This is a genomic window from Streptomyces sp. HNM0575, from assembly GCF_012726265.1.
In the GTDB taxonomy this organism is placed as follows: domain Bacteria; phylum Actinomycetota; class Actinomycetes; order Streptomycetales; family Streptomycetaceae; genus Streptomyces.
This window is the reverse complement of record NZ_JAASAG010000001.1, coordinates 775,886-790,798: the sequence shown is the minus strand read 5'-3', so window position 1 is coordinate 790,798 and position 14,913 is coordinate 775,886. Positions and strand designations below refer to the sequence as shown.

Annotated in this window: 13 protein-coding genes and 1 riboswitch; of the genes, 4 read left to right on the top strand and 9 right to left on the bottom strand. The window is 73.2% G+C overall.

The genetic code is table 11. From position 1 onward, the window contains the following. Window positions 1-143: 143 nt before the first annotated feature. Window positions 144-1,763, top strand: coding sequence for an ATP-binding cassette domain-containing protein (locus tag HCC61_RS03235; protein WP_169133646.1), 1,620 nt, complete (start codon window positions 144-146; stop codon window positions 1,761-1,763). Window positions 1,764-1,937: 174 nt separating this feature from the next. Here HCC61_RS03235 and HCC61_RS03230 read toward each other — a convergent pair whose 3' ends face one another. The 4 genes from HCC61_RS03230 to HCC61_RS03215 form a co-directional block, all read right to left on the bottom strand. After that, entirely contained in the window at window positions 1,938-3,005 is a 1,068-nt protein-coding gene (locus HCC61_RS03230; protein ID WP_169133645.1) for a prenyltransferase/squalene oxidase repeat-containing protein, read from the bottom strand. Further along, window positions 3,002-3,790 (bottom strand): methyltransferase domain-containing protein, encoded by a 789-nt coding sequence (locus HCC61_RS03225; protein ID WP_169133644.1) that lies wholly within the window; start codon window positions 3,788-3,790, stop codon window positions 3,002-3,004. The genes HCC61_RS03230 and HCC61_RS03225 overlap by 4 nt, the downstream gene beginning before the upstream one ends. 126 nt (window positions 3,791-3,916) lie before the next feature. Beyond that, window positions 3,917-5,581 (bottom strand): glycosyltransferase family 4 protein, encoded by a 1,665-nt coding sequence (locus HCC61_RS03220; protein ID WP_240968453.1) that lies wholly within the window; start codon window positions 5,579-5,581, stop codon window positions 3,917-3,919. Between the two features lie 263 nt (window positions 5,582-5,844). After that, window positions 5,845-6,966: an FAD-dependent monooxygenase gene (locus HCC61_RS03215; protein WP_169133643.1), complete on the bottom strand. Its 1,122-nt coding sequence runs from the start codon at window positions 6,964-6,966 to the stop codon at window positions 5,845-5,847. Window positions 6,967-7,147: 181 nt separating this feature from the next. Here HCC61_RS03215 and HCC61_RS03210 point away from each other — a divergent pair, with 181 nt between their 5' ends. Then, complete coding sequence (locus HCC61_RS03210) at window positions 7,148-8,242, top strand: TetR/AcrR family transcriptional regulator C-terminal domain-containing protein (protein ID WP_346776994.1); 1,095 nt, start codon at window positions 7,148-7,150, stop codon at window positions 8,240-8,242. Here HCC61_RS03210 and HCC61_RS03205 read toward each other — a convergent pair. The 3 genes from HCC61_RS03205 to HCC61_RS03195 all read right to left on the bottom strand — a co-directional run bounded on the left by HCC61_RS03205 (window position 8,223) and on the right by HCC61_RS03195 (window position 11,295). Next, complete coding sequence (locus HCC61_RS03205; protein WP_346776993.1) at window positions 8,223-9,260, bottom strand: biotin-dependent carboxyltransferase family protein; 1,038 nt, start codon at window positions 9,258-9,260, stop codon at window positions 8,223-8,225. The genes HCC61_RS03210 and HCC61_RS03205 overlap by 20 nt on opposite strands. A gap of 419 nt (window positions 9,261-9,679) precedes the next feature. Further along, window positions 9,680-10,279: an allophanate hydrolase subunit 1 gene (locus HCC61_RS03200; RefSeq protein WP_206322075.1), complete on the bottom strand. Its 600-nt coding sequence runs from the start codon at window positions 10,277-10,279 to the stop codon at window positions 9,680-9,682. A gap of 263 nt (window positions 10,280-10,542) precedes the next feature. Continuing rightward, window positions 10,543-11,295 carry a 5-oxoprolinase subunit PxpA gene (locus tag HCC61_RS03195; protein WP_169133641.1) on the bottom strand — a complete coding sequence of 251 codons (753 nt, stop codon included), beginning with the start codon at window positions 11,293-11,295 and terminating at the stop codon, window positions 10,543-10,545. A gap of 106 nt (window positions 11,296-11,401) precedes the next feature. On the opposite strand from HCC61_RS03195, the gene HCC61_RS03190 reads away from it, so the two are divergent. Further along, window positions 11,402-12,130: a GntR family transcriptional regulator gene (locus tag HCC61_RS03190; RefSeq protein ID WP_169133640.1), complete on the top strand. Its 729-nt coding sequence runs from the start codon at window positions 11,402-11,404 to the stop codon at window positions 12,128-12,130. A 113-nt stretch (window positions 12,131-12,243) separates the two neighbouring features. Here the strand turns inward: HCC61_RS03190 and HCC61_RS03185 are convergent, their stop codons facing one another. After that, the gene (locus tag HCC61_RS03185; RefSeq protein WP_169133639.1) at window positions 12,244-12,549 is read right to left on the bottom strand and encodes a DUF397 domain-containing protein; all 306 of its coding nucleotides are present in this window, start codon (window positions 12,547-12,549) and stop codon (window positions 12,244-12,246) included. Continuing rightward, window positions 12,546-13,436, bottom strand: coding sequence for a helix-turn-helix transcriptional regulator (locus HCC61_RS03180; protein ID WP_169133638.1), 891 nt, complete (start codon window positions 13,434-13,436; stop codon window positions 12,546-12,548). Before HCC61_RS03180 ends, HCC61_RS03185 begins: the two co-directional genes overlap by 4 nt. Before the next feature lie 330 nt (window positions 13,437-13,766). On the opposite strand from HCC61_RS03180, the gene HCC61_RS03175 reads away from it, so the two are divergent. Beyond that, the gene (locus tag HCC61_RS03175) at window positions 13,767-14,615 is read left to right on the top strand and encodes a class I SAM-dependent methyltransferase (RefSeq protein WP_206321950.1); all 849 of its coding nucleotides are present in this window, start codon (window positions 13,767-13,769) and stop codon (window positions 14,613-14,615) included. Window positions 14,616-14,645: 30 nt separating this feature from the next. Then, a riboswitch (cobalamin riboswitch) is annotated at window positions 14,646-14,744 on the top strand. The last annotated feature ends 169 nt before the right edge of the window (window positions 14,745-14,913 follow it).

The window sequence follows — 14,913 nt, the reverse complement described above, 5'->3', positions numbered from 1 at the left end:
CGCCTGCGGGCCCGGGTGCGAGTGCGCGGAGCAACCGTCGTACGCGATTCGCACGGAACAGGGAAAGGGTGCCTTCGGCAATCCGCATTCCGGTAGGCTGAGTCGGTTGGGCCGGTCACCTACGGAGGGATGAAGCAGCGCGCATGGGGTTCCTTGAATTCAACGGTGTCGAGTGCACTCTGGCCGACGGCCGGACTCTGTTCGAGGACATCAACTTCTCGGTGAGCGCCGGAGAGGTGGCGGCCCTGGTCGGCCAGAACGGCGCCGGCAAGACGACGCTCGTCCGCATCGCGGGGCAGCAGCTCGCGGCTGGCAGCGGGACGGTCAACGTGCAGGGCGGTCTGGCGGTGATGCCGCAGTTCATCGGCTCCATCAGGGACTCGTCGACCGTGCGCGACCTGCTCCTCGCCGCCGCACCCGAGCGCGTCGCGAAGGCGGCGGCCGCCGTGGACGCGCTCGAGCTGGAGCTGATGGATCGCGACGACGAGGCGACCCAGATGCGTTACGCCGAGGCCCTCAACGGGTGGGGCGAGGCCGGCGGCTACGAGATGGAGGTGCTGTGGGACGTCGTCACCACAGCCGCCCTCGGGGTGCCCTTCGAGCGGGCGCGCTTCCGCGACGTCAACACCCTCTCCGGGGGCGAGCAGAAGAGGCTCGCCCTGGAGGCGCTGCTGCGCGGGCGCGAGCAGGTCCTCGTGCTGGACGAGCCGGACAACTACTTGGACGTCCCCGGGAAGCGCTGGCTGGAGGAACAGTTGCACGCCAGCACCAAGGCGATCCTGCTGATCAGCCACGACCGTGAACTCCTGGGCAACGCCGCGACGAAGGTCGTCACGCTGGAGGGCCGCGGTGTGTGGGTGCACGGCGGCTCTTTCCGGGGCTGGAAGGCGGCGCGCCAGGCACGCCGGGAGCGGCTGGAGGAGCTGCACCGCCGCTGGGACGAGGAGCACGCCAGGCTCAAGGAGATGGTGCGGGTGCTGGGCGAGCAGGCAAAGATCAGCCCGGCGATGGCCGCACGGTACCGCGCCGCCCAGACCAGGCTGCGCAAGTACGAGGAGGCGGGTGGCCCGCCCGAGATCCCCCAGGAGCAGCGCGTCACCACACGGCTGGTCGGTGGCCGTACGGGCACCCGGGTCGCCGTGTGCGAACAACTCGAACTGACGGGCCTGATGAAGCCCTTCGACCTGGAGGTCTTCCTCGGCGACCGGGTCGCGGTGCTCGGCTCCAACGGCTCCGGCAAGAGCCATCTCCTGCGGCTGCTGGCCGGCCTGCCCGTCGAGCACAGCGGTTCCTGGCGGCTGGGCGCCCGCGTCGTGCCCGGCCTTTTCGCGCAGACCCATCAGCACCCGGAGTGGCATGGCAGGTCGCTGGTCGAGATCATGGGCCGCGGTGAGGGGGGACGGGACGGAGTCGACCGCGGCACGGCCGTGGGCATGCTCTCCCGCTACGAGCTGGGAGCCGCCGCCGACCAGAGCTTCGAGACGCTCTCCGGCGGGCAGCAGGCTCGGTTCCAGGTGCTGCTGCTGGAGTTGGGCGGGGTCACCCTGCTACTGCTCGACGAGCCGACCGACAACCTCGATCTCGTCTCGGCCGAGGCCCTGCAACAGGCGATCGAAGGCTTCCACGGCACGGTCGTCGCCGTCACTCATGACCGCTGGTTCACCGGCTCCTTCGACAGATACGTCGTCTTCCGTGCCGACGGGAGGGTGTGCGAGACGGCGGAGCCCTCCTGGGAGGAGGGACGCGTCGACCGCGTCCGGTAGCGCGTCAGCGCCGGTCCCGGACGGGCGCCCCGTCTGCCCCGGCCCTGGCATCGTTTCGGTGCGGGTCGGTGATAGGAGCCAACCGTTTCCGGGACCGGCGGAGGTTCTATGGGTGTTGGCTCCAGCCACCGGTTGGGACTGCCCGCGAGTGTGCCCGCCCCGCGTGACGGCGGGTCAGCAGCAGTCCGGTGGCAGGCCCCGCGGCAGGCGTTCGCCGCCGAAGACCTGGACGGTCGCCTCGTCGCCGCCGAGGGCCGCGACCGCCAGGAGCAGGGAGCCCGCCGTCCAGCTGGTCAGCTCCTGCGGCCAGACGGCGTCGTCCTCGTAGACGTAGCCGGTCCAGTACAGGCCGCCGCCGTCGCGCAGGTGCCGCACCCACTCAAGGATCCGCCGGGCGCCCTCCCGGTCCCCCAACACCCAGAGCGCCAGGGCCAGTTCGGCGCTCTCGCCGCCCGTCACCCACGGGTTGGGCACCACGCACCGCACGCCCAGCCCGTCCACCACGAAGCGGTCCCAGCCCTCGTCGATGCGTGCCCTGCCCTCCTCGCCGCACAGGGCGCCGCCGAGCACCGGGTAGTACCAGTCCATCGAGTAGCGGCCCTTGTCGAGGAAGCGCTCCGGGTGCCGGCGCACCGCGTGGCCCAGCAGCCCGAGCGCCAACTCCCAGTCGGGCTGCGGCTGTTGCCGGTGCTCGGCGATGGCCAGGGCGCAGCGCAGCGCATGGTGGACGGACGAGGAGCCGGTCAGCAGCGCCTCGCCGAGCGCGGTGCCGTCGGCCTCGCGCTTCCAGCCGATCTGCCCGCCGGGCAACTGGAGCCGGAGCACGTACTCGACGGCGGCGAAGACCACCGGCCACATCCGTTCGAGGAACGCCTCGTCGCGGGTGCTGAGGAAGTGGTGCCAGGCGCCGACGGCGACGTACGCGCAGAAGTTGCTCTCCCGCGCGAGGTCCGTCGGCTTCTGCACCTCGCCGTCGGCGTACGCGGAGTACCAGGAGCCGTCGGGCAGTTGGTGCTCGGCGAGCCACCGGTAGGCGGCCTCGGCCGCGGCGTGCTCACCGGCGGCGTCCAGCGCCATGGCGGCCTCGGTGTGGTCCCACGGATCGAGGTGGCCGCCGCGGAACCACGGGATCGCACCGTCCGGACGCTGTATCGCCAGCAGCCCGTCGACGGTCTGCCGGGCCTGTGCGGCGGTCAGCACACCGTCCAGCACGAGCCGTTCGGTGCGCTCCGGGCTCGTCACGCCTGCCCCTGGCCCTGCGCCCGCGCCGGCTCCGCCACGGCGTGCGGTGAACTCCCGTCCGGCAGATGGGGCTTGGTCGCGTACGCCACGAAGCTCTTGCCGATGAGCGGGTCGAGGGCCTTCTCGGCGAGGCGCGTGGCGAGGGGCTTCTTCATGATGTCCCAGACCAGCAGCCGGTGGTACGCGCGCACGGGCAGGGCCGCGTCGTCGCCGTCCCGCTCGACGCCGAAGGCGCACTTGAGCCACCAGTACGGCGAGTGCAGCCCGTGCGCGTGGTGCGTGCCGTAGGGGCGCAGACCGGCCTCGCGCATCCTGCCGAGCAGTTCGTCGCCGCGGTAGATGCGGATGTGGCCGCCCTCGACCTCGTGGTAGGCGTCGCTCAGCGCCCAGCAGACCTTCTCCGGCCCGTAGCGCGGCACGGTCACCGCGAGTCGGCCGCCGGGCCGCAGCACCCGCACCATCTCGGCGAGCACGCCCTTGTCGTCGTGGATGTGCTCCATCACCTCGGAGATGATCACGACGTCGAAGCTGTCGTCCGGGAAGGGCAGGGCGAGCGCGTCGCCCTCCATCGCCGTGGCCGTCGCCCCCGCCGGTGCCTCGCCCTCCTCGGCCATCGCCGCGAACCACTTGGCGACTTCGCGGATCTCCTCGGCGTTCTGGTCGAGCGCGACGACGCGTGCTCCGCGCCGGTAGCACTCGAAGGCGTGCCGGCCGGCGCCGCAGCCCAGATCGAGCACGCGGTCACCCGGTGCGAGCGGGAAGCGGGAGAAGTCGACGGTCAGCACGGGTCTGCCTCTGCTTTCGGCGGGTCGGCGACAGGTGGGGGGCGGGGCAAGCGGGACGGTACGGAGGGGATGGGCGGGAGCGGGCGGTACGGGGTCGGGGCGGGGCGAACGGGGGCGCTGCGGGGCTCAGTTCGGCACGGCGAACGCCGCGGAACCGGCGGCGCCCTGCGCCCCGGCCGGCGCGGCCCCCTGCGCCCCGCCCGGTACGGCATCCGGTACGGCGCCGGGCACGGCGTCCCGCACGGCGCCCGACGCGACGCCCGGTACGGCATCCCGCACGGCGTCCGGTACGGCATCCGGTACGGCGCCGGGCACGGCGTCCCGCACGGCCTCCGGTGCGACGCCCGGTGCGGCATCGGTGACGGCGTCCGGTACCGGACCCGGTACCGCGTCTGGTCCGATGTGCGCGGCCCCGGCGCCCACCGCCCCGGCGCCCGCGCCGGTGCCCGCCCCGGCGCCCACCGCCCTCGACTCGCGTGCCGTACGCGGGCGTTGGGCCATCGCCTGGTGTTGGGCCATCGCCTCCCGGTAGTGCGCCACCGTCCCGCGGGCCGCCTGCTCCCACGTGAACTTGCGCAGCACGCGCTCCCGCCCGGCGGCACCGAGACGCGCGCGGAGCCCCGCGTCGCCCAGTAGCCGCCCGAGGGCCGCGGCCAGCGCACCCGCGTCGCCGGGCGGCACGGCCAGGCACGTCTCGCCGTCCCTGCCCGCGACTTCGGGGATGGCACCGGCCGTCGTGGCCACCAGCGGCGTGCCGGTCGCCATGGCTTCGGCCGCGGGCAGCGAGAAGCCCTCGTACAGCGACGGCACGCAGGCGACCTGCGCTCCGCGCACCAGTCCGGCCAGCTCGGCGTCGCTGATGCCCTTGACGAACTCGACCGCCGCGCCGAGCCCGTGGCGTGCGAGCGCGTCGGCGACCGGGCCCTTCTCGGGGCGCTTGCCGACGACCACCAGGTGCGCCTCGGGAACCTCCGTACGCACCTTCGCCAGCGCCTCCACCAGATACACCAGGCCCTTCAGCGGCACGTCCGCGCTCGACGTGGTCACGATCCGGCCCGGCACCTCCGGTACGGCCGCGTCCGGCGAGAAGAGATCGGTGTCCGCGCCGATGTGCACGACGTGGATGCGCTCCGGCCGCACCCCGAGATGCTCGGTGATCTCCTGCCGGGACGAGCCGGAGACGGTCAGCACCGACGGCAGCCGCCGCGCCACGCGCCGCTGCATCCGCGTGAAGCCGTACCAGCGGCGCACCGAAGCGCGGGCGCGACGGTTCTTCGCGGCGTCCAGGTCGAGCTGCCGGTCGACGGTGATGGGGTGGTGGACGGTGGTGACGAGGGGCGCGCCGAGGTCGCCGAGCAGCCCGTAGCCGAGCGTCTGGTTGTCGTGCACGACGTCGAACTCGCCCCGGCGGGCGGCCAGATGGCGCCGTGCGCGCAGCGAGAAGGTCAGCGGCTCGGGGAAGCCGCCGGTCCACATCGTGGCCACCTCCAGCATGTCCGTCCAGTCCCGGTACTCGCCGCGCTTGGGCGTGCGGAACGGGTCGGGCTGCCGGTACAGGTCCAGGCTGGGCAGCTCGGTGAGGGTGACGCCCTCGTCGAGCACCGGGTAGGGCTGGGCGCCGATCACCTCGACGGTGTGGCCGAGCCGGGCGAGTTCACGCGAGAGATGCCGTACGTAGACGCCCTGCCCGCCGCAGTACGGATTGCCCTTGTACGTCAGCAGCGCGATGCGCAGAGGTCTCTCACCGTGGCCGCCGCCGTACGCCGCCGCGGGGGCGGAGGTGCCGGGCAGGGTGGCGGCGGGCGCGGACGGGCCGGACGCTGCCGGTCCGCCGCCTTCCGTCGCCGGGGTGTCCCGTACGGCCTCTGCGGTCACTCACGGCCCCCTTCATCACGGCTTCGTCACGGCGCTTCCACCGTGAGGGGAGACACCGGCGCTGTTCCTGGACGGGTTCGGGAGACGGACCCGCCGGGACCGCCAACCCACGACCCAAGAATTTACCGGCCAGTCACTTATACCGAGCAGCCGAGGCAGGTGATTCGCGCCACCCGCCCTCAGCCGTCCAGCTCGATGGCGTTCTTGACCTCGTCCATGGCCGGGCCCTCGGCCCCCTCATCGGGCCGCACCGTGGCGATCGCCTGGTTGACCTCGGCGAAGGGGCGCATGCGCTCCTCGTACGCCGCGAACGCCCGCTCGTGGTCGCCGTCCGCCGCCGCGATCGCCTCGGCGAGCACGTGCGCCCCGACGAGGGCCAGGCCGGTGCCCTGTCCGGACAGCGGGGAGGGGCAGTAGCCCGCGTCGCCGATCAGGGTGACCCTGCCGCGGCTCCAACTGTCCATGTGCACCTGCGCCATTGCGTCGAAGTAGAAGTCGGGCGCCTCGTCCATGGCCTTCAGCAGCGCCGGGGTCTCCCAGCGCAGATGCCCCGTCCGCTGCGCGACGAGTGCCTTCTGGGCTGCGACGTCCCGCGGAACGCGGTCCACGGGCTGCGGTGCGGAAGGAGCCATGAAGCCCGCGGTGACCCGCAACTCCGTGTTGTCGCGCACCGGATAGAGACAGAACGTCGCGTCTCCCTCGCGGCACCACACCTGCCAGTCCTCCAGGCCCAGGAAGTTCTCCGCGCTGTAGACGGCGACATGAGCTCCGAGCGGGGCGAGAAACTCCTCCTCCGCGCCGAAGACCAGCCGCCGCAGCCCGGAGTGCAGCCCGTCCGCGCCCACGACGAGGCCGAAGCTGCGCCGCTCGCCGCTCTCGAAGGTGACGTGCACGGCGTCCGCGTCCTGGCGGAGAGCGGTGATCCGGTCGCCGAAGACGTACTCGACGTCCTCGCTCGTGCGCCGGTGCAGCAGTCCCACCAGGTCCTCGCGCAGCAGCTCGATGTCGGAGTTGTCGAGCGGACCGCTGCTGAGGACCGTCTCCGTGGAGGACCACAGCTCCCGGCCGTCCCCGTCGAGCATCGACATGCCCCGCATCCGGGTGCGCATCCGCCGGGCCTCCGCCAGCACACCGATGCGGCGCAGGACTTCGAGCGCGACGCCCCGCACGTCGATGGCGTGGCCCCCTCGGCGGAGGCCCGGCGCACGTTCCACGACCGTGACCGCGGCACCGTGGCGGTGCAGCCGCTCGGCCAGGGCGACACCGGCCACACCGGCGCCTGAGATGAGTACGGTCTCCATGGAACGCTCCCCCCTGATACGGCGTACGCAGCTGTACGCCGGGGCGAATGTACGGCGTACACCCGGATATGCTCAACCCTGTTCAACAGGCCTTGTGGCGCTGTGTACTAGTGCAGAGAGCGGCCCCGTACGGATCGTCGCCGGTGGCCCCTGTGCTAGTACAGCAAGAAAGGAGAGCCCGGTGTCCGCGAAGGAGATCCCGCCGTACATGCGCATCGTCGCCGGCATACGGCAGCGCATCGCCGACGGCGAACTGGCCCCGGGCGACCGGGTTCCCCCGACCCGGCAGCTCGCCGCGGAGTGGAGGGTCGCGCTGGCCACGGCCACCAAGGCGATGGCGGCGCTGCGGCAGCAAGGGCTCGTCGAGGCGCGCCCGCGCGTCGGCACGGTCGTGGCACCGGCGCCGAATGCCGAGGCCCCGGCCGCCGGGGCCACGCACACCGGGGCCGCGCACACCGGAGCCCCGGCCGCCGTGTCCGGCGCTCCGGGCGCGCCCGCGGTCCCCGCACGCCGGACCGCCTCCGCGCCCGGGACTCCCGCCGGGCGCCCGCGCGAACCCCGCGCCGCGGAGCAGGAGTTGACCCGGGAGCGGATCACGCGCACCGCCATCGCCGTCGCCGACGCCGAGGGGCTCGCGGCGCTCTCGATGCGCGGTGTCGCGGCACGGCTCGGCGTCGCCGCCATGTCCCCGTACCGGTACGTCAGCGGCAAGGACGCCCTCGTGCAGCTCATGGCGGGCACCGTCTACGAGGACCACCCGCCGCCCGCCGGGGCACCGCCCGGCTGGCGCGCCAGGCTGGAGGCCGGTGCGCGTTCGCTCTGGGAGCTGCACCGCGCACATCCCTGGCTGGCCCAACTCGGCCCCGTGACACGCCCGTTGGTGCGCCCCGGACTCGTGGCGTACTCGGAGTGGACGCTCGCCGCCCTCGACGGGCACGGCCTGGACACGAAGACGATGTTCGACCTGAACGTGCTGCTCTACAGCCATGTGCAGGGCGTCGCCGTCCATCTGGAGCGCGAGGCGCAGGCGGAGGCCCGTACGGGCCGCTCGGACGAGATGTGGATCGAGACCCAGGCACCGGCGCTCGACGCGATCGCCGCCTCGGGCCGCTTCCCCGCCTTCACGCGTGCGATGGCGGTCTTCGAGGAGAGCGGCTACGACCTGCGGCTCGACGCGCTCTTCGAACTGGGCCTCACAGCCCTGCTGGACGGGATGGCGCCCCTCGTCGAGGGCGGCGGCGCCCGCGCGGCAAGCTCTACCCCGAAGCGGGCGTGAAGCGTACGGGCGTGCCCGGCACGGCCTGGGCCGCGGCGGCCAGTGCCTCCTGCGGTACGACTCCGATCACCGGATAGCCGCCGGTGACGGGGTGGTCGGCGAGGAAGACGACGGGGCGGCCCTCCGGCGGCACCTGCACGGCGCCCAACGCGATGCCCTCGCTGGGCAGTTCACCGTCCCGCTCCCGTTCCAGCACCGGCCCTTCGAGGCGCAGTCCGATGCGGTTGCTCGCGGAGGAGACGCGGTAGTCGCCGGTGACGAGGGTGCGCAGCGCCCTGCGGGTGAACCAGTCGGCGCGCGGCCCGTACACCACGGGCAGCAGCAGCTCGCCGGGCGGCGCGGCCCACGGCGCCACGTCGGGGACGGCACCTCGCGGGCGCGGGCCCGCCGCGGGCGGGGCGCCCAGCGCCAACTGCGCGCCCTGGCACAGCGGTTCGGGCCCCAGCCCGGAGAGCAGGTCCGTGGCGCGGCTGCCGAGCACCGCTCCCGCGTCGACGCCGCCGGTGAAGCCGAGGTAGCTGCGCAGCCCGCGCTCGGCGGGCCCGGCCTCCACGACGGCGCCGTCCGGCACCCCGAAGGGGACGCCCCACGGTGCGGGCCGCCCGTCCACGGTGACCGCGCAGTGGGCGCCGGTGACGACGGCCTCGGCGACGGCGCCGCTCGCCGCTCGGGTTCGCGCCACGGCTCCGGTTCCCGCTCCGGGTGTGGCTGCGGTTCCGGTTCCCGTTCCGGTTCCTGTTCCGGTCGCGGCTCCTGTTCCGGTCGCGGCTCCGGTCGCGGTTCCCGCTCCGGTCGCCGTTGTGAAGTGCCCGGCGCCTGCGACGACTCGGACCGCGCAGCCGTCGACCGTCGTCTCCAGCGTCGCCGCGTCCTCCGGGTTGCCCAGCAGCCGGTTGGCGAGCCGGTGCGCGGGCTCGTCCAGCGCGCCCGAGCGAGGCACCCCGAGGTGCGCGTGCCCCGGACGCCCCAGGTCCTGGACGGTCGTGAGCGCCCCGGGCCGTACGACGAGGAGCCCCACGGCGGCCCGGTTACGCGCACGGGCCCGGGGCGCGGACGGAACATCTGCCTGCCCGGGTCCGGACGCGGCGGAACCCGATGCGCCGGAGACGGGCGCATCGGAACCCAACGCCGCAGAGCCGGATGCGCCGGAGACGGATGCGCCGGAGACGGGCGCGGCGGAACCCGACGCCCCGGAACCCAACGCCGCCGAGCCGGGCGCCCCGGAACCCGACACCGCGGAACCCGACACCGCAGAGCCCGACACCCCGGAACCCGACACCCCGGAACCCGACACCGCGGAACCCGACACCGCAGAGCCCGACGCCCCGGACCCCAACGCCCCGGAACCCGACACCGCAGAACCCGACGCCCCGGACCCCAACGCCCCGGAACCCAACGCCCCGGAACCCGACGCCGCGAACTCAGACGCCCCGGCGGTCATCCCGTACCGCCGCCCTCCGGAACGAACCGCACCCGCGTGCCCGGCGAGAACAGCGCGGCGGGCTCACGCGCGGTGTCCCACAGCACGGTGTCGACCGCGGTGCCGATCAGCTGCCAGCCGCCCGGCGACGAGCGCGGATAGACGCCGGTGTACGGGCCGGCGAGCGCGACCGAACCGGCCGGGACCCTCGTACGCGGATCGGAGCGGCGCGGCACGTGACAGCGCTCGGGCAGGCCCGTGAGATAGCCGAAGCCGGGCGCGAAGCCGCAGAACGCGACGCGGAACGAGGTGGCGGCGTGCAGCCGCCCGACCTCCTCGGGCGTGACGCCCCACATTCCGGCCACGTCCGCGAGATCCGGACCGTCGTAGCGGACGGGGATCTCCACGGCGGACTCGCTGCCGGACACCAGCGGCGGGATCTCCCACCCGGGGACCTCCGCCGCGAGGCGGCGCGGATCGGCCAGCCCGTCCAGCAGCACGGTGCGTGCGCCCGGCACGATCTCCGTCACCCCCGGCAGCAGCCCGGCCGCCCGGCGGCGCAGCACCTCCGCGTGGAAGGCCTCGGCGGCCTCGGCGCCCGGCAGCTCGATCAGCAGCGCGTGCCGTCCGACGGGAAGGACGACGGGAGCCGGGTCGGGCCCCGGACCGGGCCCCGGGCCGAGCCCCGGACCGGCAGAGGACTCAGGACGGAGGTCCGGATCCGTGCCGCCGACGGGACCGTCCGCGGCACCGTCCGCGGGCCCGTCCACAGGCCCGCCCGTGGACCCGTCCGCGCCCCGCGGCCCCGGCACGCCCGCGACACCGCGCCCCGCGGCGGACCCCTGCCCGCCGCTCTCCCCGCCGGGAGCCCTCTCCCCGCTCACGCGAACGCCCGCACCGTGATTCCGGCGCCGGACAGTTCCTCCCGTATCCGGCGGGCGAGAGAGGCCGCGTCCGGGGTGTCGCCGTGCACGCACAGCGAACGCGCGGACAGCCGCAGCGGCGTCCCGTCGACGGCGGTGACGTCCTTGCCCGCGGCGATGGCGAGCGAGCGCGCGAGGACCTGCTCGGGGTCGGTGATCACGGCGCCCGTCTCGCCGCGCGGCACGAGCGTGCCGTCGGGGCGGTACCCGCGGTCCGCGAACGCCTCGTCGATCACGGGCAGTCCGGCCGCGGTGGCCGCGCCGTGCAGCTCCGAGCCCGGCAGTCCCAGCACCGGCAGCGCTGCACCGGCGGTACGCACGCCCTCGACGACCGCCGCGGCCTGGACGGAGTCGCGCACGCAGCGGTTGTAGAGCGCGCCGTGCGGCTTGACATACGCGACGCCCGCACCGGCGGCGCGGGCGAAGATCTCCAGGGCGCCGATCTGATACGCGACCTCGGCGGCCAGCTCCGCGGCGGGCACGTCCATGCTGCGGCGGCCGAATCCGGCCAGATCGCGGTACGAGACCTGCGCCCCGATCCGCACCCCGTCCGCGGCGGCCCGCTCGCAGACGCGGCGCATGGTGAGGGGGTCGCCGGCGTGGAAGCCGCAGGCGACGTTGGCGCTGGTGACGGAGGTGAGCAGGGCGTCGTCGTCGGTGAGCCGCCAGCGGCCGAAGCCCTCGCCGAGGTCCGCGTTGAGGTCGATCATCGGAGCCAACCTAGGGGATTGTTGAACAATACGGCAAGGGGGTTGTTGTCCCATCCGGCTTTGTGGGCTTCACTGGGGCGGACCACCCGCCTGGAGAAAGATCACCATGACCGCCGACACCGGCACCGGCAACGGCGCCCGCGCCGACTCCGGCCTGGAGCTGTCCGAACTCGCCGCGGACCGCGCCCTGTTGGGCCGCACCAGCACGGCCGAGCGAGTCGCGGGCATCCTGCGCGAACGTATCGCACAGGGCTTCTTCCTGCCCGGCGTCCGGCTCTCCGAGGAGCGCATCGGCAACGCCCTGGGCGTCTCACGCAACACCCTCCGCGAGGCGTTCCGGCTGCTGACCCACGAGCGGCTGCTGGTGCACCGGCTCAACAAGGGCGCGTTCGTACGGGTCCTCACGGCCGCCGACATCGCCGACATCTACCGCGTGCGCAACCTCGTCGAGTGCGCCGCCCTCCGCGGGCTCGGCGAACCGCCGTTCCAGGTGCAGCCCGTCGCCGACGCGGTCACGGCGGGCGAGCGCGCCGCCGAGGCGAACGAGTGGACCGACTGCGGCACCGCCAACATCCACTTCCACCAGGCCCTCGCGGGGCTCGCCGGCAGCGAGCGCACCGACGACCTGATGCGCGGCGTGCTCGCCGAACTGCGGCTGGCCTTCCACGTGATGGAGGATCCCCGCCGCTTCTACGAGCCGTACCTGTCCCGCAACCGCGAGATCCTCACGATGCTGGAGGACGGCGACGCGCAGGGCGCCGAACGGACGCTGGGCTTCTACCTGGAGGACTCCCGGCGCCAGGTGATCGAGGCGTATCCGGAACAGCGGGGCTGAAAGTCACCGCGGATCGTTGAACGATCTGGATCGTCTCTACTCGGGTCCTTGAACGCGCGTGCCCCGCCGCGGAGTTGATCCGCGGCGGGGCACGGTGCGTGCTCGGGCCCGGGTCAGGCCCGGGACGCGTACGAGAGGAAGCTGCGCCAGGCGGTGGGGGTCAGCGCGAGCTGCGGACCCTGCTTGTCCTTGGAGTCCCGCACGTGGACCGTGCCTGGGCAGGCGGCGACCTCGACGCAGTCGTCGCCGGAACTGCTGCTGTAGCTGGACTTCTGCCAGGGCAGGGCGACTTCCACGCAGTCCCCGTCGCCGCTACTGCTGTAGCTGGATTTGCGCCAGGACACGGCGACTTCAATGCAGTCGTCGCCGGAACCGCTGCTGTAGCTGCTCTTGAACCAGGCCAGTTCAGTGGTGCTCATAGCGCTCCTCGCATCCGCCGCAGCAGGCTCAGGGATTCCTCAAGGGAGAGAGCCTGTGAGCGCATCCTGGCATACCTCATCTGATGCATGCTGACCACGGTTGGGTCGGAGACGAACTGCCCGGTCTCCTGACCTTCGCAGTACGAGAAGCAGTGGTGCTCGGGCGTCTCCAGCAGTCGGATCGGTCCGTGCAATCCGGCATGGTTCTCCCGTACCACCGGCATGACTTGGATCTCGACGTTGCGCAACTCCGCGACGTCCAGCACGTGGTCGATGACACCTCGCGTGACCTCCATACCGCCCGTACGACGCAGGAAGAGGTGCTCTTCGAGGATGAAGCTGTAGGCGGTATTGGGGCGTTCGGTGAGCAGCCGTTTCCGCTCGGCGCGTGCGACCCACTGGGCCTCGATCTGTGTGTCGTCGAGCGGGGGAAGCTGATTGACGAAGAGCGTCCGCGCGTACGCCTCCGTCTGCAACAGCCCCGGGAGCAGGCGGCATTCGTACGTGCTGAGGGTGATCGCCTCCGCTTCGAGCCGTGCCCACTGCCGGAACCAGCGCGCCAGCCCCGGACTTCGCGACAGATGTCGCGCGGCGCCCCTCAACGCGCCGAAGGCGTCCAGGACTTCCTCCGCGCGTTCGACGAACTCCGCGGTGGGGAAACGGCGTCCCTGCTCCACCGATGCGACGGTCTGCGGTGAGTACCGCATCCGCGGCGCGAACTCCTCCTGCGTGAGCCGCGCGCGCCTCCTGAAGGCCTTGAGGACCGCGCCGAAGGCTTTGAGGCTGTCGGAGGTGTCCGGTTCGCCGTCGAAGCCCGTGCACGGACTGCCTTCAGCGGCTTCCGCGTTGTCCTCCGTACCGACCGCCCCGCCCGTGCCGTCCGTCATGTCCGGCCACCCTTCCGCCCGTTCGCCTCTCGCGCCCTGAATCCGCCAATCCTCACGGACGGTTACGACGGATGTCCATCTGTGAACCCGTACGCTCCGGCGGCGTACGGGTTCCGGAGCGGTCGGTGTACGTCCCGTTCCAGGTCGTGCCGCCGTGTGGACCGTGAAGAGACAGGTACCCGATGTGTGAGAGACCGGCGATGTGTGCGGTCCGTGTGCAGGCCGGGATGTCGGGTAGGGGCGCCGCGATCCGGGGGCCGCGCCCCGGCCCCCTCTCCCGTACCGGCGTGACGACCGCGCCACAGCGCACAGAAAGGTGGCCGTGCAGCAGTGGATGAGGAGCTGGAGCACCACTACTCGCACCTCGCGGAGACCTACGACTCCACCTGGGCACACAGGCCCGACTACCTCGACTGGATGGAGGAGCAGATCAACGCCCGGCTCGCGCTGCGCCGGGGCGACCGGATCGCCGACATCGGCGCGGGCACGGGCCTGTTCCTGCGGCGTCTGCTGGAGTACGCGACCGAGGAGACCCCGCTCGTCTGCGTCGACCCGTCGCAGCCCATGCTCGACCGGCTGCCGGACGATCCGAGGCTGCTGGCCGTGCGCGCGACCGCCGAGGACCTCGCCCACGCCGCGGAGGCGCCCGCCGGGCAGGACGGATCCGGGAAGGCCGACTCCGGGCGGGACGGACCCGGGCGGGACGGATCCCGCCAGGGCTCGCTCGGCTCCTTCGACGCGATCGTGATCAAGGAGGCCGTACACCACTTCGCGGACCTGCACGGGACGCTCGCCGGACTGGCGCGGCGGCTCGCTCCCGGCGGGCGGATGCTCGTGGTCACGCTGCCGCCGAAGCTCGAATACCCGCTGTTCCAGCGGGCGTTGAACCGGTTCGCCGCCAACCAGCCCGAGCCCGGCGAGATCGAGACGGCGATGCGGGACGCGGGACTCGAAGTGGCCACGGGCCACGCCGCGTTCCCCGTGCGCGTCGAGCGCGACCACTGGCTGGAGCTGGTGCGCAACCGCTGGATGTCCGTGCTGTCGACGTTCTCGGACGCCGAACTCGCCGACGGGCTCGCCGAGATCGCCGACACGGCGGGCGCAGGCCCCGGCGGGCTGCTCGAATTCCCCGACCGGTTCGCCTTCATCGAGGGGAGGGCCCCGGAGGGGGGCCGCTAAGGTGAGTGGGCGTACATCGCCTCCGACCGAGGGAAGCCGGTGCAAGTCCGGCGCTGACCCGCAACCGTGAGCGAGGCCGCGTAGGGGACGGAACGCCCGCCCCGTACGCGGCTCGTGAGCCGGAGCACCCGGCCGGAGGCAAGGCTCGCGGAGCCGCCTGCCGCCGCACCGTGGTGGAGGCTCCCACCGTCGAGGTCTACGGAGCCGAGCCGGGTGTGCCGCCTTACGGTGCGTGCCGCGTGAACGGGCACGCGGGCCGGGGGCGGGGCGGCCGTGCGGGGTTGCGGACCGCTCACCG